This is a genomic window from Actinoplanes sp. NPDC049802, from assembly GCF_040656595.1.
Lineage (GTDB): Bacteria > Actinomycetota > Actinomycetes > Mycobacteriales > Micromonosporaceae > Actinoplanes.
In genome coordinates, this window is the sequence record NZ_JBFAMR010000027.1 from 44,981 (window position 1) to 71,956 (window position 26,976).

Sequence of the window (26,976 nt, forward strand, 5' to 3'; positions counted from 1 at the left end):
CGGCCATACCATCGGGGGATGCGTGAGGTGCTGCCGGCCGGGTGGAACGAGCCCCGGGCGACTCCGCCGCCCCCGGAGCGGGTGTGGCGCGACTGGGCTCTGCTCGCGGTCTCGGTGCCGGCCGTGCTCGTCGAGGCGGTGGCCCGGTCGGCGCCGGTGAGCGCGCTGTTCGCGGTCGCGGTGCTGCCGACGCTGCTGTGGCGGCGGACGCGGCCGCTGGCGATGGTGGCGATCGGGTTCGGGCTGTGTGCGGTCCAGCCGTTCGTGACCGGCGAGCCGGCCGTGCTGACCACGGCGGCGGCCCTGCTGACGCTGCCCTACGCGCTGTTCCGCTGGGGTTCCGGGCGGGAGATCGTGGCCGGGTCGGTGATCCTCGCCGGGAAGCTGGGGCTGGCCTGGGGCTTCGCGCAGATCGCCGGGAGTGAGGTGATCGCCGGGCTGGTCGTCCTGTTCGGGATCGGGGCGCTGGGGCTGGCGATGCGGTTCCGGGCGCGGGCGCGGCTGCGGGAGCGGCAGCACGTGCGGATGCTGGAGCGGGAGCGCCTGGCCCGGGATCTTCACGACACGGTGGCGCATCATGTGTCGGCCATGGCGATCCGGGCGCAGGCCGGGCTGGCGACGGCGGAGAGTGATCCGGCGTCGGCGGTGGCGGCGCTGCGGCTGATCGAGTCGGAGGCGTCGAAGGCGCTGACGTCGATGCGGTCGATGGTGCGGGTGCTGCGCGAGCCGGGCATCGGTGACGTGCGGGCGCTGGCCGGGCCGTCGACGGCGGGCCCGCCGGTGGAGGTGCGGTTGGACGGCGATGTCGACGATTTGTCGCCGGCGGTCGCCGCGACGCTGTTCCGGCTCACGCAGGAGTCGGTGACGAACGCGCGGCGGCATGCCCGCAACGCCACCCGGATCGAGGTGCGGGTGACGGCGGACGAGACGTCCGTGCGGCTCGAGGTGAGCGACGACGGCGAGCACGGTGCGCTTTCCCCGGGGTACGGGGTGAGCGGCATGATGGAGCGGGCCGGTCTGCTGGGTGGGACGTGCCAGGCGGGGCCGGCCCCGGATCGTGGCTGGTCGGTCAGCGCGACCCTGCCGAGAGTGGCCGCGTGAGCGTTCGGGTGGTGGTCGCGGACGATCAGGAGATCGTCCGCACCGGGCTGGCGATCATGCTGAACACGCAGCCGGACATCGAGGTGGTCGGTGAGGCCGCGGACGGGCGGCAGGCGGTGGAGCTGGCCCGGCGGCTGCGGCCGGACGTGTGCCTGCTGGACATCCGGATGCCCGGTATCGACGGTATCGAGGCGACCCGGTTGCTGGCCGGCCCGGCGGTGGCGGATCCGCTGGCGGTCGTGGTGATCACGACGTTCGACCTGGACGAGTACGTGTACGCGGCGCTGCGCGCGGGCGCCCGCGGCTTCCTGCTGAAGGACGCCGGGACGGCGCTGCTGGGGCAGGCGGTGCGGGCCGCCGCGGCCGGGGACGCGCTGATCGCGCCGAACATCACCACCCGGCTGCTGAAGGCGTTCGCCGGGACGGCTCCGGCGACGGCGCCGCGCCAGCCGGTGGATCCGCTGACCGAGCGGGAGGAGCAGGTGCTGGCGCTGGTGGCCCGGGGGCGGACGAACGCGGAGGTCGCCGCCGAGCTGTACATCACGTTGAGCACGGTGAAGACGCACGTGACGAGCCTGATGAACAAACTCGGGGCACGAAACCGGGTAGAGGTGGCGATCTGGGCGTACGAGACGAAACGGATCACACTTTAGTACGGCTCCGGGGACGTACCGCGGACCGATGATTACGCCGCCGCCGGCAGCCACCATCGACGGGTATGAGGGCGATGGTGCAGGACCGGTACGGCGAGACCCCGCGGATGGCCGAGGTGGCGGCGCCGGTTCCGGGCGACGACGAGATTCTGGTACGGGTACGCGCCGCGTCGGTGAACGCGCGGGACTGGCACATCATGCGTGGCGACCCGTACGTGGCCCGGCTGATGGCGCCGGACTTCGGCCGGCGCGGCCCGCGTTCGCCGGTCCGCGGCAGTGACGTGGCCGGGGTGGTGTCGGCGGTCGGCCGGGCGGTGACCCGGTTCGCGCCGGGCGACGAGGTGTTCGGCGACGTGCGCGCGACGGACGGCGGGTTCGCCGAGTTCGTGTGTGTGCCGGAGTCCCTGGCGCAGCCCAAGCCGCCGAATCTGAGTTTCGAGGAGGCGGCCACCCTGCCGATGGCGGCCGGTACGGCGGTCACCGGCGTGCGCGACCTGGCGGCGGCGCGGCCCGGGCAGCGGATGCTGATCAACGGGGCGTCCGGTGGGGTGGGCACGTTCGCGGTGCAGCTGGCGCGGGCGTACGGCGCGGAGGTGACCGGTGTGTGCAGCGGCCGCAACACCGAACTGGTCCGCTCGCTGGGCGCGGAGACGATCGACTACACGACGACCGACTTCACCCGGTCCGGAGTGCGGTACGACGTGGTGCTGGACCTGGCCGCGAGCCGTCCGCTGCGGGCGCTGCGCCGGGCGGTGACCCCGGACGGGACGCTGGTGCTCGGCGGAGGCGGCAACGCGCGTACCCGAAGGCCGTTCCTGATCGGGCCGGTCGGGTTGACGATCGCCGGGCAGACGGTGGGCCGGCTGGGCCGCCGGCGGGTGTTGCAGCTGACCGCGCGGACCGGCACGGCGATGCTGGCGTCGCTGCGGGAGATGGCCGAGGAGAAGACGATCGTGCCGGTGATCGACCGGGTGTACCCGTTCGAGCGGACGGCGGAGGCGCTCCGCTATCTGATCGTCGAGCACGCCCGGGCGAAGGTGGTCGTCGCCTTCCCGTCCTGAGCAGCGCGGGCGCGGCCCTAACGCAGGGACATCAGTGCCGAGAGTTCCCGCACCTCCTTGACCCGTTCGGCGCGGGTCTCGGCCAGGGGGGACACCAGCAGGGTGGTGACGCCCGCCCCGGCCAGCGCGTCGAGCCGGCGGCGGATCTCGTCCGGCGGGCCGACCAGGCAGGTGGCCGCCACCAGGTCGTCCGGGACGGCGGCGACCGCCTCGGCACGGCGGCCGCTCAGGAAGAGCTCCTGGATGCGGGTGGCCTCCTCGGCGTACCCGTACCGGCGGACCAGGTCGTTGGAGAAGTTGCGGCCGCGCGCGCCCATCCCGCCCAGGTAGAGGGCGAGCTGGGCGCGATGCCGGTCCAGGCTCCGTTCGCGCAGCGAGAACGGCACGGGGACGCTGACGTCCAGCGGGCCCAGCGCGGGATCGCGGCGGGACCGGCCGTCGGCCAGCGCGTCGCCGAAGACCCGGCCGGCGGCGCGCGGGTCGAGCCACAGCGCCTGCCAGCCTTCGGCGATCTCGGCGGCCAGGGCCACGTTGCGCGGGCCCATGGCGGCCAGCAGGACCGGGATCCGCGGCCGGACCGGGTGGTTGATCAGCTTGAGCGGCTTGGCGTACTCCCCCGGCAGCGGGATCCGGTAGTGGTCGCCGTCGAAGGTGAGCGTCTCGCGGCGCCACACCCGGCGGCAGATCTCCACGACCTCCCTGGTCCGGGCCACCGGCGCGTCGTAGCGGACCCCGTGGAAGCCTTCGATCACCTGCGGCCCGGACGCGCCCAGCCCCAGACTGAACCGGCCGCCGGAGACGTGGTCGATGCCGGCCGCGGTCATCGCGGTCAGCGTCGGCGTGCGGGTGTAGAGCTGCATCACCCCGGACGCCAACCGGATCCGGCGGGTGCGGGCGGCCAGGAAGCCCAGCCGGCTGACCGCGTCGAAACTGTAGGCCTCCGGCACCACGACCAGTTCGGCGCCGGCCTGTTCGTACTCGACGACCTCGTCGGCGTCGGCCGCGAAGTCCTCGCCGCTGTAGCCGAGCTGGATCCCCAGGCGCATGGTCAGTCGTGCACGATCACTTGGCGGATCACGTCGCCGCTGCCCAGTGCGGCCAGCGCGTCGCCGACCTGGTCCAGCCGCAGCCGCCGGCTGATCATGCCCTCGATGTCCAGGCGGCCGGCCCGCCACAGCGACAGCAGGCGGGGGAAGTCGCGATGCGGTTCGGCGGAGCCGTACAGCGACGGCAGGATCCGCTTGCCCTCGAAGAGCAACTCGAACGGGCTGAACGCGACCTGGTCCTCGGCGCGGCCCGCGCCCACCACGATCACGCTGCCGCCGCGCCGGCAGGCGGTCCACGCGGTCCGGAGCGTCTCGGGTACGGCGACGACGTCGAACGCGTGGTCGAAGCCCTCCGGCGCCACCGCCGTCTGCAGGTCGCTCAGCTCGTCCGGGCCGGCCGTGTGGGTGGCGCCGAACCGGCGGGCCGCCTCGTGCCGGGCGGGGACGGTGTCCACCGCGACGATCAGCGCCGCGCCGGCGAGCCGGGCGCCCTGGATCGCGGCGATGCCCACTCCGCCGCAGCCGATCACCACGACGCTGTCCCCGGGCCGTACCTGAGCCGTGTTGACCACCGCGCCCACGCCGGTCGTGACACCGCAGCCGACCAGGGCGGCCACCTCGTACGGGACGTCGTCGCCGATCTTCACGGCGCCGGCCCGGGGGACGACCATCTCCTCGGCGAACGCCCCGCACCCGGCCATCCCGTAGATCGGCAGGTCTCCGGCGGTGAACCGGGGCATCACGTAGCCGGCCATCACGTGCGTCATGCAGAGGTACGGCTCCGCGCGCCGGCAGTGTGTGCAGACTCCGCAGGCGGGCAGCCAGTTGACGGCGATCCGGTCGCCGGGCGCCAGGTCCCCGATGCCGTCGCCGACCTCCAGCACGTCGCCGGCCGCCTCGTGGCCGAGCACCGCCGGGACCGGCTGGGGCAGGACGCCGCGCACCGCCGACAGGTCGGAGTGGCAGACGCCTGACGCGCGCACCCGCAGGCGCACCTCACCCGGGCCGGGGCCGAGGACGGCCACGTCGTCGCGGATGTCGAGCTTCTCGTCCCCGATCGTGTGCAGAACCGCCGCGCGCATCCCGGCACCCCCTCGAAAATTAGAACGCGTTCTACGCTAACCGGATGGGGTGTACCAAGCAAGCGCCCGGTCGGCACCCATAATGGGCCGGTGACCACCTCGAAGACGCCGTCCGAGCGGCGCACGCACCTGGTCCGGCTGGCCGGCGACCTCTTCGCCGAGCAGGGGTTCCGGGCCACCACCGTGCGCCAGATCGCGGACGCCGCGGGCATCCTGTCCGGCAGCCTCTACCACCACTTCGACTCCAAGGAGTCGATCGGCGACGAGATCCTCAGCGGGTTCCTCGACGACGTGCTCGCCGGTTACCGGGCCGCGGTGGCCGAGGCCGGGGACGATCCGCGCGGGGCCGTCGAGCGGATCGTCCGGTCCAGCACCGCCACCCTGAGCCGGCACCGGGCCGCGCTCACCATGCTCCAGAACGACTGGCACTACTTCAGCGGCCAGCCCCGGTTCGGGTATCTGCGAACCGCCATGAAGGAGATCGAGCAGACCTGGATCGACCTGCTCGAACGCGGCAAGGCGGACGGCGTGTTCCGGGCCGACCTGGACGCGCGGCTGACGTACCGGCTGCTCCGCGACATCCTCTGGATCCCCACCTCGTGGGCGCCGTCGAAGAGCTGGACCACCGACGAGATCGTGGACGGGCTGCTGCGGCTCCTTTTCGACGGCATCAAAGCGGCGTAGCCTCCCAAGCAATCGCTTGGTTAGGGTGCGGCCGGCTGTCAGGGCCGGACCGGGGTCCCGGGAGGCGCGATGGGGCGGCTGGACGGCAAGGTGGCTCTGATCACCGGCGGGGCGCGGGGCATGGGCAAGGCACACGCCCGGCACTTCGCCGCCGAGGGGGCCCGGGTGATGATCGGCGACGTGCTCGACGACAGGGGGCACGCCGTCGCCGACGGGATCGGGGTGATGCGGTGCCGCTTCGTGCACCACGACGTCACCAGCGAGGACGACTGGGCCGCCGCGGTCGGCGCGACGATCGGCGCGTTCGGGCGGATCGACGTGCTGGTCAACAACGCGGGCATCCTGCGGCACGCGCCGGTCGCCGAGATGGACCCGGCCGAGTTCCGGCAGGTCGTCGAGGTCAACCTGGTCGGCACGTGGCTCGGCATCCGGGCGGTGGTCCCGCCGATGACCGCGTCCGGTGGCGGCTCGATCGTCAACATCTCGTCGATCGAGGGCTTCGCCGGGGCGGCCGGGCTGTCGGCGTACAGCGCCAGCAAGTTCGGGGTCCGCGGCCTCACCCGGTCGGCGGCGCAGGAACTGGGGCCGGTGGGCATCCGGGTCAACTCGGTGCATCCGGGCGGGGTCATGACGTCGATGGCGCTGGCCGCCGCGCAGACCATGACCGGCGTCGATCCGGGCGCGTTCCTCAAGTCGCTGCCGATCGCCCGGTTCGCCGAACCGGTGGAGATCTCCCGGCTGGTCGCGTTCCTGGCCTCGGACGAGGCGTCCTACACCACCGGCGCCGAGTTCCTCGCCGACGGTGGCCTGCTCAGCGGGCCGGGCTACTGACATGCCGGGCACACCGCCACAGACCGAGCCGGTCGCGAGCCCGCTGCTGGACGGGCGGGTCGCCGTGGTGACCGGCGCCGGGCAGGGGCTGGGCGCCGCCGAGGCGGAGGCCCTGGCCGCCGCGGGCGCCCGGATGGTCCTCAACGACCTGCCCGGCCCCGCACTCGACGAGGTCGTCGAACGGATCCGGCAGGCCGGCGGCACGGCCGTCGCGGTCCCCGGCGACGTGGCCGACCGGTCCACCGGCGAAGCCCTGGTCAAGACCGCGGTCGACGGTTTCGGCCGTCTGGACGTGCTGGTCAACAACGCGGGCGTGCTCCGCGACCGGATGATCTTCTCGATGACCGAGCAGGAGTGGGACACGGTCGTCCGGGTGCACCTGCGCGGCCACTTCGTGACGACCCGCTTCGCGACCGCCTGGTGGCGCGACCGCAGCAAGGCCGAAGGCGGCCCGGTCGACGCCCGGATCGTCAACACCGCCTCCGAGGCATTCCTGCTCGGCTCGGCGGGACAGGCCAACTACGCGGCGGCCAAGGGCGGCATCGTCTCTCTCACCCTGGCGACCGCTCGAGGTTGCGCCAGACACGGGGTACGGGTGAACGCCATCTGCCCCCGGGCCCGCACCGCGATGACCGGCGACCTGATGGGCCCGGCGCCCGGCGGCGCCGACCCGATGGCGCCGGAACGGGTCGCGCCCCTGGTCGTGTACCTGTCCGGCCCGGCCGGGGCGCGGATCACCGGCGAGGTGTTCGTGGCGCACGGCGACGTGGTGGCGTTGCTCGGGCCGCCGACGGTACGGGCCGTCTTCCACGCGGCGACCGGCACGTGGACGCCCACCGAACTGGACGCCGCCCTCGGCCCGCTGTTCACCGAGGATCCGCCCCGGCCCGGGTTCGTCTGCGAACAGACGCTGCCGCTGGCGGCGACGACCTTCGGGGAGACGCCGTGAAGCAGCGGGTGACGGTCTCGATGACCGAGGACGAGGTGGGGGCGCTTCTGGCGTACGCCCGGAAGGCGCAGATCGCGACGATCAACCCGGACGGGACCCCGCACCTGGTCACCATGTTCTTCGGGCTGGCCGGAGGCCGGGTCGCGTTCTGGACCTACCGGGCCTCGCAGAAGGCGCGCAACCTGGCCCGTGATCCGCGGCTGGCCTGTCTCGTCGAGGACGGCGAGGACTATTTCGAGCTGCGCGGGGCGCAGATCACCGGCACGGTGCGGCGCATCGACGACCTGGCCGGGGTGACCGCGGTGGGCCGGCTGATCGCGGCCCGGATGCCGGACGTGCCGCGGGACGCGCTCGACGCGTACGTCGCCCACGCGGCCCGCAAGCGGGTCGCCTACGTGGTCGACCCGGCCCGCGTCGCCAGCTGGGACCACCGCAAGCTGCTCTGCTGACCCCGGGCCCGGCCTCGCCGATCACGCGCGAGCGTGACGGCAGGACCTAGACTGACCGCCGGTTCCGGTCCGGGGGCGGGAGGGCTGATGACGGCTGGGGTGCCGGCGGGGCGTCCGCGCGATCCCGGGGTGGACGAGCGGATCACCCTGGCCGCCGCGCGGGTGTACGGCGCCGACGGCTGGGCCGGGTTCTCGGTGGACGCGGTCGCCCGCAAGGCCGGTGTCGGCAAGGCGTCGATCTATCTGCGCTGGCCCAACAAGGAGGCGCTGTTCGCGGCCACCCTGGCCACCCGGCTGGGCGGGGTGAAGGACATCGACACCGGCTCGGTCCGCGACGACCTGGTGGCGCTGGCCCGGCAGGTGCTGGCCACCTTCCTGGGCGAGGACGGCGGGGCGGTGCTGCGGCTCACCGTGGAAGCGGGCGGCATCCCGGCCGGGCGTGAGCACCTGGACCGGTTTCTGCGTTCGCAGGCGGCCGCGGCGCGGGCCATCGTGCTGCGCGGCATCGACCGCGGCCAGCTCGGCCGGGACACCAGCGTGACGCTGCTGCTCGACTGCATCAGCGGCGGGGCGCTCAACCATGCCCTGGCCACCCCGGCCGGCTTGCGCGCGCAGGTGGCGGCGGGCGCCGACCGGTACGCCGAGGAGCTCGTCGACTTCGTGCTCTCCTCGGTGACCCCGCCCGGTTAGCGGGCGCAGAGGGCCCCGAGGGTCAGCCGGGGGCCGCCGCCGGGCCGGGCCAGTTCTCCGGCGCGGACCAGCAGCTCGATGTGGGCGGCCGTCTCGGCGACCGCGCCGACCAGCATCGGGCCGATCTCGGTCCACGGGCGGGACCAGGTGAGCCGGGACGCCACCTCCCAGACGGTCGCCTCGCCGAGTGAGCCGACGACCGCGACGATCTCCCGGCAGCGGTCGCGGTGGTGTGCGTGGAGTTCGGCGGCGCGGGCCGCGATGCCGTGGAACCGGTACTCGTGGCCGGGCAGCGCCTCGCACTCGTCGTAGGCGCAGACCTTCTCCAGCGACTCCAGGTAGCGGCCGAGCGGGTCCGCGCCGGAGAGCTGGAGGCCGATGTTGGGGCTGATCCGGGGCAGCACGTGGTCGCCGGTGAGCAGCACTCGCGCGTCCGGCTCCAGCAGGCACAGGTGGCCGGGGGTGTGCCCGGGCGTCCAGACGGCCCGCAGCCGGCGGCCCGCCAGTGGGACGAGGTCGCCGTCGCCGAGCATCACGTCGGCGTCGGCGAGCGGGGCGAAGTGCAGGTCGACGGCCTTGCCGAACGCGCCGAGCAGCCGCCCGATCTCGGTCTCCGGAACGTGCAGGGTGCGCAGCCAGTCGCCGAGCGCCCGGCTCGGCTCGGTGTCCCGGTCGCGGCGCAGCTGGTCGCGTTCGGCCGGGTGCATGGCCACCCAGGCGCCGGAGGCGTCCCGGAGCCGGGCGGTGAGACCGTGGTGGTCGGGGTGCACGTGGGTGAGGACCACGCCGGTGACGTCGGCGGCCGTCGCCCCGGCCTCGGCGAGCCCGGCGGTGAGCGCCTGCCAGCCGGTGTCGCTGTCCCACCCGGGGTCGACCACGACCAGGCCGTCGTCGCCGGGGATCAGGTAGGACAGCGTGTAACGCAAGGGGTTGTCCGGGATCGGCACCGGAACGGACACCAGGCCACCGGGAAGTCTCTCCACCGGCGGCAGCGTCCGCGCCCGCCAGGCGGCCTGTTGTGCGTTCATCGCCGGACCCCTTTCCTAGACGACATCCGTCTAGGAAGGCGACCCTACATCATCTCGTCGGTGGTCGGGATGAGGACCGTCTTCAGCTCGGTGTAGGCCTCGATCGACGTACGGCCGCCCTCGCGGCCCAGCCCGGACTGGCCGAAGCCGCCGAACGCCACGTGCGGCTCCAGCTGATAGCCGTTGATGCCCACGGTGCCGGCCCGGATCGCGCGGGTCAGGCGCATCGCCCGCTTCACGTCGGAGGTCCAGACCGTGGCGGCCAGGCCGTAGGTGGTCTCGTTGGCCAGTCGCAGCGCCTCGTCCTCGTCGGTGAACGGCACCACCGCCAGGACCGGGCCGAAGATCTCCTCCCGGGCGATGGTGGCGTCGTTCCTGACGTCGGCGAAGACCGTCGGCTGCACGAAGTTGCCGGCCGCCAGCTCGCCGTCCGGGCGGCCGCCACCGCAGACCAGGCGGGCGCCCTCGGCCCGGCCGCTCTCGATGTAGCCGAGCACCCGGGCCAGCTGGCGTTCGTTGATCAGTGGCGAGGCGGTCGTCTCCGGATGGAACGGGTCACCGTAGTTGACCAGGGCCGCCATGCCCTCGGCGACGGCCAGGAAGTCGTCGTAGACGTCGCGGTGCACCAGCGCCCGGGTGTGCGCGACACACGCCTGGCCGGACAGCCCCAGGGTCACCGTGCCCATCGTGGTGGCGGCGGCCGCGTACACGTCGGCGTCCGCGAAGACCACCGACGGGCTCTTGCCGCCCAGCTCCAGGCTGGTGCGTTTCATGCCGCGCGCGGCGGCGGCCAGCACCTTGCGGCCGACACCCCGGCTGCCGGTGAAGGTGATCTTGTCGATCAGCGGGTGGTTGATCAGCGCGTCGCCGGTGCTCTCGCCCGGGCCGGTGACCACGTTGAACACGCCCGGCGGCAGGCCGGCCTCCGCCACGATGCGGGCCAGCCGCAGCGCCGAGAAGGTGGCGTACTCGGACGGCTTCAACACCACCGTGCAGCCGGCCGCCAGCGCGGGGGCGAGCTTCTGGGCGGCCAGCAGCAGCGGGCCGTTCCACGGGATGATCGCGGCGACCACGCCGACCGGCTCCCGCAGGGTCAGCACCAGGTGCTCGCCGCCCTGGTAGCCGGGCAGTGTCTCGCCGGCCAGTTTGTCCACCCAGCCGGCGTGGTGCTCGAAGACGTCGGCGACGCACTCGACCGACATGGCGTAGGTCTCCCCGAACGTGACCGGCACCCCGTTGTCCAGCGCCACCAGGGTCTGCAGCTCGGCGGCGTGCTCCCGGATCGTGTCGGCGATCCGGCGCAGCACCCGGATCCGTTCCTTGGCCCGGGTGCGCGGCCACGGCCCCTCGTCGAACGCCCGGCGCGCGGCCAGCACGGCGGCGTCCACGTCGGCCGGGGTGGCGACGGCGAACCCGCCCACCTCCTCGGCGGTCGCCGGATGCAGGTGGGTCCAGGTCCGGCCGTCGGCGGCGGGGCGCCAGCGCCCGTCGATCAGCAGCTCACCGCCGGCCAGGCCGACCTCGTCGCGTTTGGCCTTGATCGAGAGCACCATGCCGCACCTCCACCGGCGGGACGTCGGCCCACGCGTGTGCCGTTCGCGCGGCCTCAACTGAAACGCGTTCTACTTCTGGGCACGGTACGCCGTGTCCCGGAGGTCCGCCAGATACGCCGGCCACTCCCCTCCGCCGTGAACCGCCAGCGCGGCCCCGGTGATGTAACCGGCCAGCGGCGAGGCCAGCAGCAGGCAGGCGCTCGCCACCTCCCCGGCCGAGGCCGCCCGCCCCATCGGCACGGTCCGCGCCACCGACGCGGCCGCCCCCGCTTCCGCCACCTCCCGGTCCGGCCCGGCCGGCCCGGGCCGATCCGGGTCGTCGACCGGGCCGACGACCAGGCTGTTCACGCGCACCTTCGGCGCCCACTCCGCGGCCAGGCTGGTGGCGAGGTGGTGCAGGCCGGCCTTGGCGGCGCCGTAGGCGGCGGTCCCGGGCGACGGCCGGGTCCCGCTGACGCTGCCGATCATGAGGATGACGCCACCGGCCGACTGCTCGCACATGACCGCGTTGGCGGCCTGCGAGACGTGCAGCGGAGCGATCAGATTCAGCTCGATGATCTTCGCGTGCAGGCGGGGCGACGCGGTGCCGGCGCTCGCGGTCGGCGCTCCCCCGGCGTTGTTGATCAGCACGTCGATCCGCCCGAACCGCCGCACCGCCTCTCCGGCCAGGGCCGCCGCCTGCGCCGGATCACGCACGTCGGCCCGGAAGAACGCCGGCCGTGGACCGGGCACCGGATACCGGCCGGGCCCCGCCGAGGACGGGGCGGTACGGGCGCAGACCAGCACGTGGGCGCCGGCCGCCTGGAAGGCGTGGGCCGTCACGGCACCGAGCCCGCGGGTGCCGCCGGTGACGACCACGACCCGGCCGGTGAAGTCGAGGGGGTCCATGACGGTCGATGCTAGCCACCCGAGCAAGCGCTAGGTTAGCCTCGGGCTCGTGGGGATCGATCTGCACCGCGGCACGATCGCCGAGGTCGTCCTGGACTTTCCGCCGGTCAACGCGGTGCCGGCGGCCGGATGGCACCGTCTCGCCGAGGCGGTCACCGAAGCCGGCGCGGATCCGGGGACCCGGGCCGTCGTCCTGGCGGCGGAGGGCCGCGGGTTCTGCGCGGGCGTCGACGTCAAGGAGATGCAGCGGACCGCCGGGCACGAGGCGCTGCTCGCCGCCAACCGGGGGTGCGCGGCCGCGTTCGCCGCCGTCTACGACTGCCCGGTGCCGGTCATCGCGGCCGTGCACGGGTTCTGCCTCGGCGGCGGGGTCGGCCTGGCCGGCAACGCCGACCTGGTGGTGGCCGCCGACGACGCCACGTTCGGGCTGCCGGAGGTGGACCGGGGCGCGCTCGGCGCGGCCACCCATCTGGCCCGGCTGGTGCCGCACCAGCTGATGCGCACGATGGTCTACACCTGCCGACCGGTCGGCGCGTGGCAGCTGCACCGGTTCGGGACCGTGCTGGAGGTGGTGCCGCCGGCCGGGCTGCGGCGCGCCGCGCGCCGGGTGGCGGAGGAGATCGCGGCCAAGGACCCGCTGGTCATCCGCCGGGCGAAGGAGTCGCTGAACGGCATCGACCCGATCGACGTGAAGCGGTCCTACCGCTTCGAGCAGGGCTTCACCTTCGAGCTCAACCTGAACGGCGCCGGCGACCGCGCCCGCGACGCCTTCGTCAGAGGGGACGGCCGTGGATAAACGGATGACCATCGACGAGGTGGCCGGCGAGATCCGGGACGGGATGACGGTCGGGATCGGGGGCTGGGGGTCGCGGCGCAAGCCGATGGCGCTGGTCCGGGCGCTCGTCCGGGCCGGGCGCAAGGACCTGACGCTCGTCACGTACGGCGGGCCGGATGTGGGGCTGCTCGTGGCGGCGGGCTGTGTGCGCCGGGTGGTCACCGGGTTCGTGTCGCTGGACAGCATCCCCCTGGAGCCGCATTTCCGGCGGGCCCGCAGCGCCGGGACGGTTCAGCTGACCGAGTACGACGAGGGGATGCTCTACTGGGGCCTGCTGGCGGCCGCGAACCGGCTGCCGTTCCTGCCGATCAGGGCCGGTCTCGGGTCCGATGTGATGCGGGTCAACCCGGGACTGCGGACCGTCCGCTCGCCCTACGCCGACGCCACGGAGCTGGTCGCGATGCCGGCCGTGCCGGTGGACGTGTCGCTCGTACATCTGAATCGCGCGGACAGCGGGGGGAACGGCCGCTACCTGGGCCCGGACCCGTACTTCGACGATCTCTTCTGTCTGGCCGCGAAGCGGCGTTTCGTCTCGTGCGAGCGGGTGCTGAGCACCGACGACCTGATCGGAACCGGACCGCCGCAGACCCTGCTGACCAACCGGTCGATGGTCGACGGCGTGGTGGAGACCCCGCACGGGGCCCATTTCACCAGCTGCGCCCCCGACTACGGGCGCGACGAGGAGTTCCAGCGGGAGTACGCGACCGCCGACTGGGACGCCTTCCGCGGCCGCTACCTGGACGGCGGCGAGGACGACTACCAGAAGGCGGTCGCCGGATGACACGGGCGGAGACGTGCGTGGTGGCGTGCGCCGAGGCGTGGCGCGGCGACGGGGCGGTGCTGGCCGGCACCGCGGGGCTGATCCCGCAGTTGGGGGCCCGTCTGGCGCAGCTCACGTTCGCGCCGGAGCTGCTGGTCACGGACGGGGAGGCCACGCTGCTGCGGGACGGCCGCCCGGAGGGGTGGCTGCCGTACCGGGCGGTGTTCGCGATGGTGGCCGCCGGGACCCGGCACGTGATGATGGGCGCGAGCCAGCTGGACCGGTTCGGCAATCAGAACATCTCCTGCGTCGGCCGGTGGGAGCGCCCGGCGTCGCAACTGCTCGGGGTGCGCGGCGCTCCGGGCAACACGATCAACCACACCACCAGCTACTGGGTGCCCCGGCATTCGCCGCGGGTCTTCGTGGACCACGTCGACATGGTGTCCGGAATCGGTCACGACCGGGGCGCGTACGAGATCCGCCGGGTGGTCACCGATCTGGCCGTGCTGGATTTCGAGACCCCGGACCGGTCGATGCGGCTGCGGTCGGCGCATCCGGGCGTGACCGTCGAGGAGGTGATCGCGGCGACCGGGTTCGCGCTGACGATCCCGGACCGGACGCCGCCGACGCGGGAGCCCACCGAGGAGGAGCTGAAACTGATCCGCGAGCACCTGGATCCGCACGGCCTGCGGGAGAAGCGGTGAGGACCGCGCTCACCGGCCTGCTCGGCTGCCGGCATCCGATCGTGCAGACCGGGATGGGTTACGTGGCAGGCGCGCGGCTGGTCTCGGCCGTCGCGAACGCGGGCGGCTTCGGCATCGTGGCGTCGGCGACCATGAGCCTCGATCAGCTGCGCGACACGATCCACGCGACAAAAGACAGAACCGACCAGAACTTCGGCGTCAACGTACGCGCGGACGCGCCGGACGCCGCCGCCCGGATCGACCTGCTGATCAGGGAGAACGTCCGGCTGGCCTCGTTCGCGCTGGCCCCCGGCCGGGATCTGATCCGCCGGTGCGCGGACGGCGGCGTGCTGACCATGCCGTCGGTCGGGGCGGTCCGGCACGCCGAGAAGGTGGCCGACTGGGGTGTCGACGCGGTGCTGGTGCAGGGCGGTGAGGGCGGCGGCCACACCGGTTCGGTGCCGACGTCGCTGCTGCTGCCGCGGGTGGTGGACACGGTCGGCATCCCGGTGGTGGCGGCGGGCGGGTTCTTCGACGGGCGGGGGCTGCTGGCCGCTCTCGCCTACGGGGCGGCCGGCATCGCCATGGGAACCCGGTTCCTGCTCACCGCGGACAGTCCGGTGGACGTCCGGGTGAAGCGGCTCTACCTGGACGCGCCGCTGACCGGGACGGTGGTGACGACCCGGGTGGACGGGATTCCGCATCGGGTGCTGCGTACCGCGTACATCGACGGTTTGGAGAAGTCGGGGAGGGTGACCGCGCTGCTGAGGGCGGCCCGGCACGCGATGGCGTTCCGCCGGCTGGCCGGGCTGTCGTGGCCGGAGCTGGTGCGGGCCGGGCGGGCGGCCCGGCACGGGCGCGAGATGAGCTGGGCGCAGACGTTGATGGCGGCCGGCACGCCGGTGCTGCTGCGGGAGGCGATGGTGCGGGGACGGCCGGATCTCGGGGTGATGTCGGCCGGGCAGGTCGCCGGGGTGATCGACGATCTGCCGACGTGCGCCGAGCTGATCGCCCGGATCATGCAGGAGGCGGAGGAGGGTCTGGACCGGCTCAGAGCCGTTCGATGACGGTGACGTTGGCCTGGCCGCCGCCCTCGCACATGGTCTGCAGGCCGTAACGTCCGCCGCATCGTTCCAGCTCGTGCAGCAGGCTGACCATGAGCCGGGCGCCGGTGGCGCCGAGCGGGTGGCCGAGGGCGAGGGCGCCGCCGTTGACGTTGACCCGGGCCGGGTCGGCGCCGGTCTCGCGCAGCCAGGCCAGGACGACGGCGGCGAACGCCTCGTTGACCTCGAAACGGTCGATGTCGTCGACGGTGAGGCCGGTGCGGCGCAGGGCGTGCGCGGTGGCCGGAATGGGCGCGGTCAGCATGAGGAGCGGGTCGTCGCCGCGGGCGGACAGGTGGTGGATGCGGGCGCGGGGGCGCAGGCCGTGGTCGCGGACGGCCTGCTCACCGGCGATCAGGAGCGCGGCGGCGCCGTCGGCGATCTGGCTGGAGGTGGCGGCGGTGGTGACGCCGCCTTCGCGCAAGGGTTTGAGGGCGGCCATCTTGGCGGCGTCGGTGTCCCGCCGGGGGCATTCGTCCTCTCCCTCGGTGGACATCTCCGTCCCGAAGCGGGCCCGGAGCGCCCGCCGATGGCTGTTGAGCGCGTATTCCTCCAGTTCAGCGCGAGTGAGAGACCACTTCGCGGCGATCGCGTCCGCGCTGCGGAACTGGGACACCTCCGCGTTCCCGTAGCGGGCGGCCCACCCGGGGCTGTGGCGGTACGGGCCGTCCGGCGCCATGGCGCTGGAGATCGGCACCTGACTCATGTTCTGCACTCCCCCGGCCACCACGAGGTCCGCGGTCCCGCTCATCACGGCCTGCGCCGCGAAGTGGACGGCCTGCTGCGACGATCCGCACTGCCGGTCCACGGTCACGCCGGGCACGTGCTCGGGCAGCCCGGCGGCCAGCCACGCGGTCCGCGCGATGTCCCCGGACTGCGGCCCGACCGTGTCGACGCAGCCGAGGATCACGTCGTCGACCGCGGCCGGATCCACCCCGGCCCGGTCCAGCAGGGTGGCGATGACCCCACCGGCCAGGTCGGCCGGGTGGGTGGCGGCGTGCATCCCGCCCCGGCGGCCGACCGGGGTGCGCACGGCTGCGGCCAGATAGGCGTCCATGCCCCGATACTAGAACGCGTTACAGATACTCGCCACGGAGGAGCCGGAGAAGGCGCTTGCCGGGATCGGCCGATGACGCTCTACTAGTAGAACCCGTTCTACTAGTAGAGCCGAGGTCGCCATGCACGTCGGGTACACGCCGGAGCAGGAGAAGCTGCGGGCCTCGTTACGGGAGTACTTCGCGGCGCTCCCCAAGGACGCCCCGTACCGGGAGGTGGTCCGGCGGCTCGGGCGCGACGGCTGGCTCGCCGTCGAGGGCCGCTCCCGGATGGACCAGCTGATCTTCGCGGACGAGGCGGCGCTGGCCGGGGTGCAGGTTCCGTTCCTGACGCTCTACACGGTCGGGCCGACCATCGCCCGGCACGGCACCGAACAGCAGAAGGCGGAGCTGTTGCCCGGAATCGAGGCGGGCGAGATCCACTTCGCGATCGGGTACTCGGAACCCGAGGCGGGAACCGATCTCGCGGCCCTGCGGACCCGGGCCGTCCGCGACGGCGACCACTACGTGATCAACGGGCAGAAGATGTGGACCAGCCTCATCGAGGACGCCGACTACGTGTGGCTGGCGTGCCGTACCGACCCGGAGGCGCCCCGGCACCAAGGGCTGTCGATCCTCATCGTGCCGACCGGCTCCCCCGGCTTCTCCTGGACGCCGGTGCGGACCGTGGCCGGGCCGTCCACCAGCGCCACCTACTACGACGACGTGCGCGTGCCGGTGTCCGCGCTGGTCGGAGCGGAGAACCAGGGCTGGCGGCTGATCACCGACCAGCTCAACCGCGAACGGGTGGCGCTCACCTCGGCGGCGCCACTGCAACGGGCCCTGCGGGAGGTCGGCGAGTGGGCGCGGCGGACCGGGGCGATCGAACGGGAATGGGTCCGGCTGCATCTGGCGCGCGTGCACGCGCGTACCGAAGCCCTGAAGCTCTTGAACTGGCGGGTCTGCGTCTCCGAGGGCGCGCCCGCCGCGACCCGCGCGTCCGCCGGGAAGGTGTACGGCACCGAGCTGGCGATCGAGGCGTACCGGCTGCTCATGGAGATCATCGGCCCGGCCGCCACGATCCGCGCCGGTGAGCCGGGAGCGGTGCTGGCCGGCCGGATCGAGGCCATGTACCGGGCGTCGCTGATCCTCACCTTCGGCGGCGGGACCAACGAGGTGCAGCGCGACATCATCGCGGCGGGCGCCCTGGGCCTGCCGGTCCGGCGCTGAGGGGGACGGATCATGGACTTCGAGTTGAGCGGCGAGGCCCGGGAGCTGGCCGGACTGACCCGGGACCTGTGCGAGTCCGGCCGCCCGCTGTGGCCGGCGCTGGCCGAGGCCGGGGTGCTGACGGCGGCACTGCCGAAACGAGCCGGCGGCGAGGGCTACGGGCTGCCCGAACAGTGCGCCGTCCTGATCGAACTGGGACGGCACGCATCCGACGTCCCCTACCTGCCGGCCATCGTGGTGAACGCGTCGGCGGTCGCGGTCTTCGGTTCCGGCGAGCAGGCGGCGGCGGCCGGATTCGGCGCGGAGCTGCTCGCTGATCTGGAGGTCCCGGAGGCGTGGCTACGGTCGCGACGGGTCGTCGGGACGGCCGCCCACCAGCTCGGTGTGGTCGAGCGGGCGCTGGAGATGACCGCCGGGTACGCCCGCGGGCGCGTCCAGTTCGGCCGCCCGATCGGCGCGTTCCAGGCGGTGTCGCAGCGGCTCGCCGACGCGTGGATCGACGTGGAGGCGCTGCGCCTGGCGCTGTGGCAGGCGGTGTGCCGCCCGGAGCCCGCCGAGGTGGCGACCGCCGGGTTCTGGGCCGCCGAGGCCGGGCACCGGGTGCTGCACACCGCGGTTCACGTGCACGGCGGCGTCGGCATCGACATGGACTATCCGTTGCACCGCTACTTCCTGGCCGCCGAGGCGAACGAGTTCGCGCTCGGCGGCGCCACCGCCCAACTCGTGGCCCTCGCCGAGGAGATGCAGCAGTGAAGTTCACCCTGGGGATCGCGCTGAGCCCGCTCGGCCAGCTCACCGAACTCGCCCGGACCGCCGAGGAGTGCGGCTTCGACTCGATCGCGCTGCCGGACTCGCTGTTCTACTCCGAGCAGGTGTCGGCGGCGTACCCGTACACGCCGGACGGCAGCCGCTTCTGGGACGCGGACACGCCGTGGCCGGACCCGATGGTCGCGGCCGGGGCGATGGGCGCGGTGACCAGCCGGATCCGCTTCTACACCCAGGTGCTGAAACTGGACCCGCGCAACCCGCTGCTGCTGGCCCGGCAGATCGGCACGGTCGCGGCGCTCACCGGCGACCGGTTCGGCCTCGGGGTGGGGCTCGGCTGGTCGCCGGAGGAGTCGCTGTGGTGCGGAGCGCCGTTCCGCGACCGGGGCGCCCGCGCCGACGAGGCGATCGAGGTGCTGCGGCTGATCCTCGGCGGCGGCATGGTGGAGTACGACGGGAAGCATTTCTCGTTCGGCAAGCTGCGGATGAGCCCGGCGCCCCGCAAGCCGGTGCCGGTCTACATCGGTGGCCACTCCGATCCGGCGCTGCGCCGGGCGGCCCGCATCGGTGACGGCTGGTCGTCGGCGATGATGCGGTTCGACGAGCTGCGGGACACGATCGTCCGGCTGCGCCGGTTGCGGGCGTCGTACGGCCGCGCGGACACGCCGTTCGAGATCCAGGCCGTCTGCGTCGACCGGCGCGGCCTCGACGGGTTCCGGCAGCAGGCGGAGATCGGCGTGACCGACGCGATCGTCATGCCGTGGCGTCACGCCGACGCCCCGGTCCAGGAGAAACGCGACGCCCTGCACCGCTTCGCCGAGAAGTTCATCGAGCCGCTGAAATCCACTGTCGCCGGCTGACCACGCCCGCTACCGTCGGCCGGATGACCGATCTGCCGTTCCTCGCCGACGGGCCCGCGCCCGGCGCCGACCTCAGCTTGTTCGGCCGCTTCACCGGCTCGTGGACGCTCGACTGCACCGAGTATGAATCGGACGGCTCCACCACGGTCCGCCGCGGCGAGTGGCATTTCGGCTACGCCCTCGGCGGTCACGCCACCACCGACGTGTGGATCCTGCCGGGCGTGGAGCACGGCGTCAGCGTCCGCTTCCCCGACCCGTCGGCCGGTCCGGGCGCCTGGCGCTCCACCTGGATCGGCCCGGGCCGCCGCCGCGTGCACAGCTTCATCGCGACGCCCACCGCCGACGGCATCGTCCTCGACGGCGGTGACCTCCGCTGGACCTTCTCCGACCTCGAACCCGACACGTTCCGCTGGCGCAACGAGGCCCGCGACCCCACCGGCTGGCGCCTCCAGCAGACCTTCCACGTCTGGCGAACCTAGGCAAGCCCCGGCTTTCCGGTATCGCTGTGACGCCGGGAGCCGCCACCGGTCCGGGCCCGCCGCCCTGGACGCCTTGGGCCCGCCGGTCCGGGCCCCCGGTCCGGGCCCCGGTCCGGGCCCGCCGGTCCGGCAGCAATTCGAAGGGGACGCCTCGCCGCGGGCGAGAAGCCCTACCTTCCGAGACCCTGACGCCCACTGCGACCGGTATTCCGAACAGGAAAGTCGACACCCGTTGCGGGTGTGGCCACACCCGCAACCGGTGTCGACTTCCTCGGGGACAGTAGGCCCGGCGTGTAGAGCTCGGGCTCGATTCGCACCGCAACTCCACACGCCGGGTTCTCAGCACGCCGCCGCAGGTCAGAGCGGATCGGTGAGGATCCCCGCGATGCCTACGTGTTGTTCGCCAGAAAGCCATGACTTCTTCGGTACGCGTGGGGTCGTCCCGTTCCAGTCCGGGCTGTTCCGTCCGTGCGGCGCGGGCGTGCCGGCGGTCCAGCCCGTGCCGCGGCCGCCGGGCTGAGTCTCTGCCGCTTCGCTGCGCGAAGCGGCCCTAATCGGGAGGAAGTAGGTCTACTTCCGAGTTAGTTCGGTGGCCGCGCCCTGGTAGGTGATGTGCCGGAAGCCCGCGTCCCGGCCGGAGACGACCCGCCACCGGTACCCCTGGTCGCGAACCACCCGTTGAGGCGGAGCACGGGGCCGGGTCGCCGACGTCGATCATCCAGTGGTCATCTGCTTCTCTCTTCCCTGGTCAGAGGCTACGGGCGGTGATGTCGCCGTGCTGGGTGGTGGCCTTGACGGTGAGGGGAGCCGAGGCGCCCTCGGTGTTCATGAGGGCGTTGTGGACGCGGCCGTAGCCGGTGCCCGCGTCGAGGGTGGCGGAGACGCCCCGGGCCGCGCCGACGGTCACGTTGCCCATCTGGGCGGTCAGCACGACGGTGCCGCCGGTGGCCTCGACGACGGTGATGTCGCCCTTCTGCGTGCTGATCTCCGCCGATCCGGTGAGCCGGCCGATGGTGACGTCGGCGCCGAGGGCGTCCACCGCCACGCTGCCGGCCTCGTCGATCTTGACGGTGCCGTGCAGGCCCTTGGCGGCGACGTCGCCGAGCCGGCCCACGCCGCGGAACTCGGCGGCGGACGAGTCCGCCTCGACCCGGGAGCCGGCCGGTACCTGGAGGGTCACCTCGACGGCGCCGGACGCGCCGAGCAGCTGGTTCTTCACGGCCGGGCCGGTGACGCGCAGGACCCCGTCGGTGAACTCGACGGTGGTCTGCTCGGCCGCCTTCACGTCGCGGCTCTTGCCGGCGTCGATCGGGCGGACGTCGACGGTGGCGTCGGAGCGGTCGGCGGCGATGACCTGGATGCGGCCGGCCGGGATGTTCAGGACGGCGGTGACGGCGGTGGTGGTGTCGAACGTGTGCATCATGCTCTCCTGGTGGGCTCGTCGTTTCCGATACAGGAAACGCTACGTTGCGTTCATGGATCAGGCAACAAGCTTGTTGCACTTAACTCGGAAACTAGCAGGTCAGAGACAGTATTTCGTTGCAACGAGCGTACGGTTAATGCAATGACTGCGTTGCAATAGGGTGAGTTGAACGCTACGCTGACGTGCGTCAGGAAGACTTCGGAGGGAGATCGCGGTGCCGGGCGGCAGACTCACCCAGCAGGAACGTCAGCAGATCGCGCTCGGGCTGGCCGACAGCCTCGCCTACGCGGAGATCGCCCGCCGTCTCGACCGGCCCACCTCGACGATCACACGCGAGGTGATGCGCAACGGCGGGCCGGCCGGCTATCGCGCCGATCTGGCGCACCGGGCCACCGAGCGCCGCGCCCATCGCCGCAACCCGGCGCCGCCGCGCGCTCAAGGCACGCCCATCGCCCGGCACGGGCGCGACGCCGAGGCGGTCCGGGAGTTCGGCGAGACCCTCACCACCCTGTTCATGCAACAGGGCGTGGCGAAGATGGTGGCCCGGGTGCTGACCGCGCTGTTCGTCACCGACGAGGGCAGCCTCACCGCGGCCGAGCTGGTCCAGCAGCTCCAGATCAGCCCGGCCTCGGTGTCCAAGGCGGTCGCGTTCCTGGAGGGGCAGGGCCTGATCCGCCGCGTCCGGGACGATCGCCGCCGCGAGCGCTACCTCGTCGACAGCGGAGTGTGGTATCAGTCGACCGTCGCCAGCGCGCGGGGCGCGGCCCAGGTCGCCGAGACCGCGCGGCAGGGCGTCACCGTCCTCGGCGCGGGCACCCCGGCCGCCGTCCGGTTGGAGAACATCGCGCGTTACAGCGAGTTCATCAGCGAGACCATGATGCGCGCCGCCGAGCAGGCCCGCGAGGTCCTCTACACACGCCCCGAGGAGCCTCCGCCCGGAGTGACCAGCCCGGTCTCGTAGGCGGCGACCACCGCCTGCACCCGGTCACGCAGCTGGAGTTTGGTCAGGATCCGGGTGATGTGGGTCTTCACCGTGGCCTCGCTCAGGTGCAGCGCCGTGGCCAGCTCCGGATTGCTCAGGCCACCGGCGAGCAGCACCAGAACCTCCCGCTCGCGTGGAGTGAGGGTGGCCAGGTCGCGGTGCAGGGCGGAGTGGCCGGGCCCGCTGCGGGCGAAGCGTTCCACCAGCCGCCGGGTGATCGCCGGGGCGAGCAGGGCGTCCCCGGAGCGGACCAGCCGTACGGCGTGGATCAGGTGGTCCGGCGTGACGTCCTTGAGCAGGAATCCGCTGGCCCCGGCGGTGAGGGCCGCGTAGACGTACCGGTCGAGGTCGAAGGTGGTGAGGATGACCACCCGGACCGGATCGCCCTCAGCGGTGCGCGGCGCGTCGGCCAGAATCCGGCGGGTCGCCTCCAGGCCGTCCATCTCCGGCATGCGGATGTCCATGAGCACCACGTCGGGCCGGTGGCTACGGGTCGCGGTGATCGCCTCCTGACCGTTGCCGGCGTGCCCGGCCACCTCGATGCCGGCCGACTCCAGGATCATCGTGAAACCGGTCCGCACCAGCGCCTGATCGTCGGCGATCACCACTCGGGTCATGACGCCATACTCTGCGCGAGCGGGATGCGGGCCGCCACCCGGAAACCGCCGTCCGGGCACTCGCCGGTCTCCAGCGTGCCGTCGTAGACGCGCAGCCGTTCGGCCAGCCCCAGCAACCCGGTGCCCCCACCTGGCTCGCCGGAGTGCTTGCCCGGTGCGTTGACGACCTCCACGAACAGGGTGGCGTTCCCGCTGGACAGGGTCACCGTGGTGGCCGCGCCGGGGGCGTGGCGCATCGCGTTGGTGAGAGCCTCCTGCACGACCCGGTAGACGGTCAGCCCGAGCCCGTGCGGGAGAGCGCCGACCGTGCAGGTGAGGGTGACCGGCTGCCCGGCGTTGCGCACCCCACCGACCAGGCTCTCCAGCGACTCCAGGCCCGGCTGTGGTTCCAGCAGGCCGGCGTCCGGGTTGAGCACACCGAGCAGGTGCCGCAGCTCGGCCATGGTCTCCCGGCCGCCGTTCTCGATGGCGGCGAGCGCGCCCCGGGCCAGCTCCGGATCCCGGTCCAGGACCTTCCCGGCCGCGCCCGCCTGGATGGTCATGACGCTGACGTGGTGGCTCACCACGTCGTGCAGCTCGCGGGCGATCCGGGCGCGTTCATCGGCGACGGCCAGCCGGGTGGCGGTGCGCTGCTCCCGCACCAGGGCCTCGGCACGCTGCTCGGAGGCGAGGGCGCGGCTGCGGGCGGCGCGGACGGCCACGCCGAGCAGACCGATCGGCACCAGGATGACGAAGACGCCGGCCCAGCCGGGCACCCGGGGCCAGGTCTGGTCGCGGGTCGCGGCGGTGGCCACCCCGGCGGACAGCAGCACCCCCATCGACAGCGGGACCGAGCGGCCGTGCAGGGCCACCGCGTACGCCCCGATCAGCACGGCCGCCAGGTTGGCCACGTTGCCCTCGATGTCGATGCTGATCAGAGAGGCGAACTGGACCGCGAAGCAGGCGACCGGCCAGCGACGCCGGAGCAGCAGCGGCAGCGTGATCAGCAGGTTGAGAACGGGCGGCGTCTCCGGCTCGGGGGTCGGGAAGAATCCGCCGCCCGGAACGTCGAACCGCATCTGGGCCGGCCCGTCGGGGACGTCGCCGGTGAGTGTGATCGCGGCGATGGTGAGCGCCGCGACCAGGATGCCGTCCAGCCACTTCTCCCGCACGGGCCCATTCTGCCGCCGCCCGGGAACGGCACGCATCAATCACACCGCCTACATCGCTCGGATGACCCGTCGATCGCGTGCCCGATGTGCCCGGCCGTCCGGGCTCCTAGCGTCGGCCGGCATGACCGATCTGATCCGCCTGCGCGCGGTGTCCAAACGGTACGACCAGGCCGGACCACCCGCTCTCGACGGTGTCGACCTGACCGTCGCCGAGGGTGAGGCGGTGGCCGTGATGGGACCGTCCGGCAGCGGCAAGTCCACCCTGCTCAACCTGGTCGCCGGGCTGGACCGGCCGACCTCGGGCGACGTCGAGGTGGCCGGCACGACCCTGAACCGGCTGTCCGAGAAGGCCCTCGCGCGATTCCGGCGCTCCGGTGTCGGGATCGTGTTCCAGTTCTTCCACCTGATCGACGATCTGACCGCCCGCGACAACGTGCTCGTCCCCGCCGACCTGGCCGGGCTGGGGCGGCGGGCGGGGCGGGCACGGGCGGCGGAGCTGCTGGAGACGCTCGGGGTGGCCGGGCGGGCGGACGCCTACCCGGCGCAGCTGTCCGGCGGGGAACGGCAGCGGGTGGCGATCGCCCGGGCACTGATCAACCGGCCGCCGCTGCTGCTCGCCGACGAGCCGACCGGAGCGGTGGACGCCGCCACCGGCGAACAGGTGGCCGGCCTGCTGCGGGAGCTGAACCGGGACGGTCAAACGGTGCTGCTCGTAACCCACGATCACGACCTGGCGAAACGCTGCGCCACCCGTACGGTCGAGGTCCGCGACGGCCGGGTGACGGCGTGAGCGCCGTGCTGAGGGCGGCGGTGGCCGGCGCCCGCGGCCGCCGCCTGCAGAGTCTCGTGGTGTTCACCGTCGTCCTGCTGTCCGCGGCGACCACGCTGCTGGCCGCGGGCCTGCTGATCGCCTCGGACGCGCCGTTCGACCGCGCGTTCAGCAGGCAGCACGGCGCACACGTGACGGCTGTCTTCACGCCGTCGGCGACCGCCTTCGACGATCCGGCCGTGACCGCGAAGGCCGGGCCGTACCCGGTGATCGAGGCCCCGCTGTTCCGGGGCGGCCGGCAGCGGCCGTCCGGCGCGATCGTCGGCCGGTCCGAGCAGAACCCGGCCGTGGACCGGCTGGAGCTGACCGCCGGGCGGTGGCTCACCGGCCCGGGCCAGATCGTCCTGTCCGTGGTCACGGCCGGGACCAGTTGGAAGACCGGCGACCGGGTCACCGTCCGCGGCGTCGAACTCGAGGTGGTCGGCGTCGCCTCGTCGGTCACCGCGACCGCGGCCGCCTGGGTGTGGCCCGGCCAGTCCGAGGTGCTCGGCGGTGCCGAGCAGCAGGTGCTGTACCGGCTCGGCGACCCGTCGGCCGGCCTGGACCTGCCCCAGATGACCGGCTCGACCCGGTATCACCTGGTCAAGGTGCAGGTCGAGGGGCGGCTCAAGCCGATGGTGCCGTTCGTGGTGGCGTTCGCCGTGCTCGGGCTGGTCATGTCCACGCTGATCGTGGTGAACGTGGTGGCCGGGGCGGTGGTCGCCGGGTACCGCACGATCGGGGTCCGCAAGGCCCTCGGCTTCACGCCGGGTCAGGTGGTCGCCGCGTACGCCGGGCAGATCCTGCTGGTCGCGGTCCCCGCCTGCCTGCTCGGCGTGGTGGCCGGCCGGTTGCTGTCGATCCCGTTGCTTGCCGGGGCGAACACCGCGTACACGGTGATCGCCACGCCGAGCGTGCCGTGGTGGGCCGACGTGCTCGTGCTGTTCGGGCTGACGCTGCTGGCCGGACTGGCCGCGGCCGGGCCGGCGCTGCGCGCCGGGCGGCTCTCCGCCACCAGGGCGATCACCGTGGGCCGGGCTCCGCGCGGCGACCGTGGCTTCCGGGTCCGCCGGGCGGTCGCTGCCCTGCCACTCCCCCGCCCGATCAGTTTCGGACTGGCGAGCCCGTTCGCCCGGCCGGTCCGCACCACCGTGACGATGGTGGCCATCCTGCTCGGCGTGACCACGGTGGTGTTCGCGGCCGGGCTGTCACTGTCGCTGTCGGAGGTCGCCGACGCCGGCAACCGGGTCGAGGAGGCGCCCATCGTGGTCGCCACCGGTGCGCACGGGCCGCCGGGGGCCGTCGACCCGGAGGCCGTTCAGAAGATCATCGAGGCGCAGCCGGGGACCGCCGCGGTGGCCGCCGCCCACGAGACGGACGCCCGGGTCCCGGGTTCGGCACTGCCGCTGAGCGTCCGTGCCTACCGCGGCGACGCCTCGTGGACCGGGTATCCGTTGCTCTCCGGCCGCTGGTACCAGCAGCCCGGCGAGGCGGTCGCCGGGGCGCGGCTGCTCAGCAGCTACGGCGTACGGGTCGGCGACGAACTGACCGTGAGCACCGGGAGCGGCCGCACGACCGTGCGCATCGTCGGCGAGGTGTTCAGCAACGGCTCCACCGCCATCATGATCATGGATGCGGCCGGGCTCGGCGACTCGCTCCCCCTGCGCGGTTTCGAGGTGAGCCTCACGCCCGGCACCGACCCGCACGCCTACGCCACCGCGCTGAACACCGCGTTCGGCGACCTCGGCGCGCACGCCCAGGTCAGCGCGGACACCCAGGAGAACGAGGTGGTCACCGCGATGATCGCGCTGATCGCCACGCTCACCCAGTTGCTCACCGCGGTCGCTGCGCTGGGCGTCCTGAACACCGTCGTCCTGGAGACCCGGGAACGCGTCCACGAGATCGGTGTCCTCAAATCGCTTGGCATGACCCCCGGCCAGGTGCGCCTCATGGTGGTCAGCTCGACGCTGCTGATCGGCGCGGCCGGTGGCGCGCTGGCCGTGCCTCTCGGCCGTCTGCTGCACGGCTGGAGCCTGCCGATCATGGGCGGCGCGGCGGGCCTCACCCTGCCGCCGCCGGTCCTGGACGTCTACCGCCCGGCCGAACTGGTCGCGCTCGGCGCCGCGGGCATCCTGCTGGCCGCGACCGGCGCGCTGGTCCCGGCCGGATGGGCGGCCCGCTCCCCGGCGGCCGTCGCCCTCAGAGCCGAATGAAGACCCTTCCCGGTACGC

General features: G+C 73.2%; 27 protein-coding genes and 2 pseudogenes. 20 read left to right on the forward strand and 9 right to left on the reverse strand.

Annotation, left to right across the window (positions count from 1 at the left end; translation table 11 throughout):
* Positions 1 to 18: 18 nt before the first annotated feature.
* From AB0I88_RS20065 to AB0I88_RS20075, 3 genes are all read left to right on the forward strand, one after another.
* A complete protein-coding gene (locus AB0I88_RS20065) occupies positions 19 to 1,101 on the forward strand; it encodes a histidine kinase (RefSeq protein ID WP_361026258.1) in 1,083 nt (360 codons plus the stop codon).
* Positions 1,098 to 1,754 (forward strand): response regulator transcription factor, encoded by a 657-nt coding sequence (locus tag AB0I88_RS20070; protein ID WP_361026261.1) that lies wholly within the window; start codon positions 1,098 to 1,100, stop codon positions 1,752 to 1,754. Before AB0I88_RS20065 ends, AB0I88_RS20070 begins: the two co-directional genes overlap by 4 nt.
* A 65-nt stretch (positions 1,755 to 1,819) precedes the next feature.
* Positions 1,820 to 2,815 carry an NAD(P)-dependent alcohol dehydrogenase gene (locus AB0I88_RS20075; protein WP_361026264.1) on the forward strand — a complete coding sequence of 332 codons (996 nt, stop codon included), beginning with the start codon at positions 1,820 to 1,822 and terminating at the stop codon, positions 2,813 to 2,815.
* Positions 2,816 to 2,832: 17 nt separating this feature from the next.
* On the opposite strand, the gene AB0I88_RS20080 is transcribed toward AB0I88_RS20075, so the two are convergent.
* Together AB0I88_RS20080 and AB0I88_RS20085 are read right to left on the reverse strand one after the other, a co-directional pair.
* Positions 2,833 to 3,861 carry an LLM class F420-dependent oxidoreductase gene (locus tag AB0I88_RS20080; RefSeq protein ID WP_361026267.1) on the reverse strand — a complete coding sequence of 343 codons (1,029 nt, stop codon included), beginning with the start codon at positions 3,859 to 3,861 and terminating at the stop codon, positions 2,833 to 2,835.
* Between the two features lie 2 nt (positions 3,862 to 3,863).
* Entirely contained in the window at positions 3,864 to 4,943 is a 1,080-nt protein-coding gene (locus AB0I88_RS20085) for a Zn-dependent alcohol dehydrogenase (protein WP_361026270.1), read from the reverse strand.
* A 90-nt stretch (positions 4,944 to 5,033) separates the two neighbouring features.
* On the opposite strand from AB0I88_RS20085, the gene AB0I88_RS20090 reads away from it, so the two are divergent.
* The 5 genes from AB0I88_RS20090 (at position 5,034) to AB0I88_RS20110 (ending at position 8,546) form a co-directional block, all read left to right on the forward strand.
* A complete protein-coding gene (locus AB0I88_RS20090; RefSeq protein WP_361026273.1) occupies positions 5,034 to 5,627 on the forward strand; it encodes a TetR/AcrR family transcriptional regulator in 594 nt (197 codons plus the stop codon).
* A gap of 69 nt (positions 5,628 to 5,696) precedes the next feature.
* Positions 5,697 to 6,458: a glucose 1-dehydrogenase gene (locus AB0I88_RS20095; protein WP_361026276.1), complete on the forward strand. Its 762-nt coding sequence runs from the start codon at positions 5,697 to 5,699 to the stop codon at positions 6,456 to 6,458.
* Between the two features lies 1 nt (position 6,459).
* Positions 6,460 to 7,407 carry an SDR family NAD(P)-dependent oxidoreductase gene (locus AB0I88_RS20100; protein WP_361026279.1) on the forward strand — a complete coding sequence of 316 codons (948 nt, stop codon included), beginning with the start codon at positions 6,460 to 6,462 and terminating at the stop codon, positions 7,405 to 7,407.
* Positions 7,404 to 7,856, forward strand: coding sequence for a pyridoxamine 5'-phosphate oxidase family protein (locus tag AB0I88_RS20105; RefSeq protein ID WP_361026282.1), 453 nt, complete (start codon positions 7,404 to 7,406; stop codon positions 7,854 to 7,856). Before AB0I88_RS20100 ends, AB0I88_RS20105 begins: the two co-directional genes overlap by 4 nt.
* An 87-nt stretch (positions 7,857 to 7,943) precedes the next feature.
* The gene (locus AB0I88_RS20110; protein WP_361026285.1) at positions 7,944 to 8,546 is read left to right on the forward strand and encodes a TetR/AcrR family transcriptional regulator; all 603 of its coding nucleotides are present in this window, start codon (positions 7,944 to 7,946) and stop codon (positions 8,544 to 8,546) included.
* Here AB0I88_RS20110 and AB0I88_RS20115 read toward each other — a convergent pair.
* The 3 genes from AB0I88_RS20115 to AB0I88_RS20125 form a co-directional block, all read right to left on the reverse strand.
* A complete protein-coding gene (locus AB0I88_RS20115; protein ID WP_361026288.1) occupies positions 8,543 to 9,574 on the reverse strand; it encodes an MBL fold metallo-hydrolase in 1,032 nt (343 codons plus the stop codon). The genes AB0I88_RS20110 and AB0I88_RS20115 overlap by 4 nt on opposite strands.
* A 44-nt stretch (positions 9,575 to 9,618) precedes the next feature.
* Positions 9,619 to 11,127, reverse strand: coding sequence for an aldehyde dehydrogenase family protein (locus AB0I88_RS20120; RefSeq protein ID WP_361026291.1), 1,509 nt, complete (start codon positions 11,125 to 11,127; stop codon positions 9,619 to 9,621).
* Between the two features lie 69 nt (positions 11,128 to 11,196).
* Complete coding sequence (locus AB0I88_RS20125; RefSeq protein ID WP_361026294.1) at positions 11,197 to 12,015, reverse strand: SDR family oxidoreductase; 819 nt, start codon at positions 12,013 to 12,015, stop codon at positions 11,197 to 11,199.
* A 49-nt stretch (positions 12,016 to 12,064) separates the two neighbouring features.
* Between AB0I88_RS20125 and AB0I88_RS20130 the strand changes: the two genes are divergently transcribed.
* Genes AB0I88_RS20130 through AB0I88_RS20145 form a run of 4 tightly spaced genes read left to right on the forward strand, consistent with a single transcriptional unit; the run spans position 12,065 to position 15,360 of the window.
* Positions 12,065 to 12,811 carry an enoyl-CoA hydratase family protein gene (locus tag AB0I88_RS20130; protein WP_361026297.1) on the forward strand — a complete coding sequence of 249 codons (747 nt, stop codon included), beginning with the start codon at positions 12,065 to 12,067 and terminating at the stop codon, positions 12,809 to 12,811.
* A gap of 4 nt (positions 12,812 to 12,815) precedes the next feature.
* The gene (locus AB0I88_RS20135; protein WP_361026300.1) at positions 12,816 to 13,631 is read left to right on the forward strand and encodes a CoA-transferase; all 816 of its coding nucleotides are present in this window, start codon (positions 12,816 to 12,818) and stop codon (positions 13,629 to 13,631) included.
* Positions 13,628 to 14,314 (forward strand): CoA-transferase, encoded by a 687-nt coding sequence (locus tag AB0I88_RS20140; RefSeq protein WP_361026303.1) that lies wholly within the window; start codon positions 13,628 to 13,630, stop codon positions 14,312 to 14,314. The genes AB0I88_RS20135 and AB0I88_RS20140 overlap by 4 nt, the downstream gene beginning before the upstream one ends.
* Positions 14,311 to 15,360 carry a nitronate monooxygenase gene (locus AB0I88_RS20145; RefSeq protein ID WP_361026305.1) on the forward strand — a complete coding sequence of 350 codons (1,050 nt, stop codon included), beginning with the start codon at positions 14,311 to 14,313 and terminating at the stop codon, positions 15,358 to 15,360. Before AB0I88_RS20140 ends, AB0I88_RS20145 begins: the two co-directional genes overlap by 4 nt.
* On the opposite strand, the gene AB0I88_RS20150 is transcribed toward AB0I88_RS20145, so the two are convergent.
* The gene (locus AB0I88_RS20150; RefSeq protein WP_361026308.1) at positions 15,344 to 16,453 is read right to left on the reverse strand and encodes an acetyl-CoA C-acetyltransferase; all 1,110 of its coding nucleotides are present in this window, start codon (positions 16,451 to 16,453) and stop codon (positions 15,344 to 15,346) included. The two genes, AB0I88_RS20145 and AB0I88_RS20150, sit on opposite strands and share 17 nt — an antisense overlap.
* 121 nt (positions 16,454 to 16,574) lie before the next feature.
* Here AB0I88_RS20150 and AB0I88_RS20155 point away from each other — a divergent pair, with 121 nt between their 5' ends.
* From AB0I88_RS20155 to AB0I88_RS20170, 4 genes are read left to right on the forward strand one after another with little or no spacing between them, the layout of a single operon-like run.
* Positions 16,575 to 17,660, forward strand: coding sequence for an acyl-CoA dehydrogenase family protein (locus AB0I88_RS20155; protein WP_361026311.1), 1,086 nt, complete (start codon positions 16,575 to 16,577; stop codon positions 17,658 to 17,660).
* 12 nt (positions 17,661 to 17,672) lie between these two features.
* A complete protein-coding gene (locus AB0I88_RS20160; RefSeq protein ID WP_361026314.1) occupies positions 17,673 to 18,413 on the forward strand; it encodes an acyl-CoA dehydrogenase family protein in 741 nt (246 codons plus the stop codon).
* Positions 18,410 to 19,285, forward strand: coding sequence for a TIGR03619 family F420-dependent LLM class oxidoreductase (locus tag AB0I88_RS20165; RefSeq protein WP_361026317.1), 876 nt, complete (start codon positions 18,410 to 18,412; stop codon positions 19,283 to 19,285). Before AB0I88_RS20160 ends, AB0I88_RS20165 begins: the two co-directional genes overlap by 4 nt.
* A gap of 23 nt (positions 19,286 to 19,308) precedes the next feature.
* On the forward strand, positions 19,309 to 19,764 hold the full coding sequence (locus tag AB0I88_RS20170) for a hypothetical protein (protein WP_361026320.1): 456 nt from the start codon (positions 19,309 to 19,311) through the stop codon (positions 19,762 to 19,764).
* Positions 19,765 to 20,512: 748 nt separating this feature from the next.
* Here the strand turns inward: AB0I88_RS20170 and AB0I88_RS20175 are convergent.
* Positions 20,513 to 21,184 (reverse strand): DUF4097 family beta strand repeat-containing protein, encoded by a 672-nt coding sequence (locus AB0I88_RS20175; protein WP_361026323.1) that lies wholly within the window; start codon positions 21,182 to 21,184, stop codon positions 20,513 to 20,515.
* Between the two features lie 217 nt (positions 21,185 to 21,401).
* Between AB0I88_RS20175 and AB0I88_RS20180 the strand changes: the two are divergent.
* Both AB0I88_RS20180 and AB0I88_RS20185 read left to right on the forward strand, forming a co-directional pair.
* Positions 21,402 to 21,599 (forward strand): annotated as a pseudogene (locus tag AB0I88_RS20180) (helix-turn-helix domain-containing protein); the annotation flags it as partial.
* Positions 21,600 to 21,752: 153 nt separating this feature from the next.
* Positions 21,753 to 22,148 (forward strand): annotated as a pseudogene (locus AB0I88_RS20185) (MarR family transcriptional regulator); the annotation flags it as partial.
* Here AB0I88_RS20185 and AB0I88_RS20190 read toward each other — a convergent pair.
* Together AB0I88_RS20190 and AB0I88_RS20195 are read right to left on the reverse strand one after the other, a co-directional pair.
* On the reverse strand, positions 22,097 to 22,786 hold the full coding sequence (locus AB0I88_RS20190) for a response regulator transcription factor (RefSeq protein ID WP_361026326.1): 690 nt from the start codon (positions 22,784 to 22,786) through the stop codon (positions 22,097 to 22,099). The pseudogene AB0I88_RS20185 and the gene AB0I88_RS20190 sit on opposite strands and share 52 nt — an antisense overlap.
* Positions 22,783 to 23,937, reverse strand: coding sequence for a histidine kinase (locus AB0I88_RS20195; RefSeq protein ID WP_361026329.1), 1,155 nt, complete (start codon positions 23,935 to 23,937; stop codon positions 22,783 to 22,785). Before AB0I88_RS20195 ends, AB0I88_RS20190 begins: the two co-directional genes overlap by 4 nt.
* Positions 23,938 to 24,058: 121 nt before the next feature.
* Here AB0I88_RS20195 and AB0I88_RS20200 point away from each other — a divergent pair, with 121 nt between their 5' ends.
* A complete protein-coding gene (locus AB0I88_RS20200; protein ID WP_361026332.1) occupies positions 24,059 to 24,727 on the forward strand; it encodes an ABC transporter ATP-binding protein in 669 nt (222 codons plus the stop codon).
* On the forward strand, positions 24,724 to 26,958 hold the full coding sequence (locus tag AB0I88_RS20205; protein WP_361026335.1) for an ABC transporter permease: 2,235 nt from the start codon (positions 24,724 to 24,726) through the stop codon (positions 26,956 to 26,958). Before AB0I88_RS20200 ends, AB0I88_RS20205 begins: the two co-directional genes overlap by 4 nt.
* Positions 26,959 to 26,976 lie beyond the last annotated feature (18 nt).

Bases quoted from the DNA above. Each gene is read 5' to 3' on its own strand.
- AB0I88_RS20115 (WP_361026288.1), bottom strand. From the start codon at position 9,574: ATGAACGCACAACAGGCCGCCTGGCGGGCGCGGACGCTGCCGCCGGTG.
- AB0I88_RS20125 (WP_361026294.1), bottom strand. From the start codon at position 12,015: ATGGACCCCCTCGACTTCACCGGCCGGGTCGTGGTCGTCACCGGCGGC.
- AB0I88_RS20085 (WP_361026270.1), bottom strand. From the start codon at position 4,943: ATGCGCGCGGCGGTTCTGCACACGATCGGGGACGAGAAGCTCGACATC.
- AB0I88_RS20175 (WP_361026323.1), bottom strand. From the start codon at position 21,184: ATGCACACGTTCGACACCACCACCGCCGTCACCGCCGTCCTGAACATC.
- AB0I88_RS20095 (WP_361026276.1), top strand. From the start codon at position 5,697: ATGGGGCGGCTGGACGGCAAGGTGGCTCTGATCACCGGCGGGGCGCGG.
- AB0I88_RS20150 (WP_361026308.1), bottom strand. From the start codon at position 16,453: ATGGACGCCTATCTGGCCGCAGCCGTGCGCACCCCGGTCGGCCGCCGG.
- AB0I88_RS20170 (WP_361026320.1), top strand. From the start codon at position 19,309: ATGACCGATCTGCCGTTCCTCGCCGACGGGCCCGCGCCCGGCGCCGAC.
- AB0I88_RS20135 (WP_361026300.1), top strand. From the start codon at position 12,816: ATGACCATCGACGAGGTGGCCGGCGAGATCCGGGACGGGATGACGGTC.
- AB0I88_RS20080 (WP_361026267.1), bottom strand. From the start codon at position 3,861: ATGCGCCTGGGGATCCAGCTCGGCTACAGCGGCGAGGACTTCGCGGCC.
- AB0I88_RS20200 (WP_361026332.1), top strand. From the start codon at position 24,059: ATGACCGATCTGATCCGCCTGCGCGCGGTGTCCAAACGGTACGACCAG.
- AB0I88_RS20100 (WP_361026279.1), top strand. From the start codon at position 6,460: ATGCCGGGCACACCGCCACAGACCGAGCCGGTCGCGAGCCCGCTGCTG.
- AB0I88_RS20065 (WP_361026258.1), top strand. From the start codon at position 19: ATGCGTGAGGTGCTGCCGGCCGGGTGGAACGAGCCCCGGGCGACTCCG.
- AB0I88_RS20155 (WP_361026311.1), top strand. From the start codon at position 16,575: ATGCACGTCGGGTACACGCCGGAGCAGGAGAAGCTGCGGGCCTCGTTA.
- AB0I88_RS20160 (WP_361026314.1), top strand. From the start codon at position 17,673: ATGGACTTCGAGTTGAGCGGCGAGGCCCGGGAGCTGGCCGGACTGACC.
- AB0I88_RS20120 (WP_361026291.1), bottom strand. From the start codon at position 11,127: ATGGTGCTCTCGATCAAGGCCAAACGCGACGAGGTCGGCCTGGCCGGC.
- AB0I88_RS20075 (WP_361026264.1), top strand. From the start codon at position 1,820: ATGAGGGCGATGGTGCAGGACCGGTACGGCGAGACCCCGCGGATGGCC.
- AB0I88_RS20140 (WP_361026303.1), top strand. From the start codon at position 13,628: ATGACACGGGCGGAGACGTGCGTGGTGGCGTGCGCCGAGGCGTGGCGC.
- AB0I88_RS20110 (WP_361026285.1), top strand. From the start codon at position 7,944: ATGACGGCTGGGGTGCCGGCGGGGCGTCCGCGCGATCCCGGGGTGGAC.
- AB0I88_RS20190 (WP_361026326.1), bottom strand. From the start codon at position 22,786: ATGACCCGAGTGGTGATCGCCGACGATCAGGCGCTGGTGCGGACCGGT.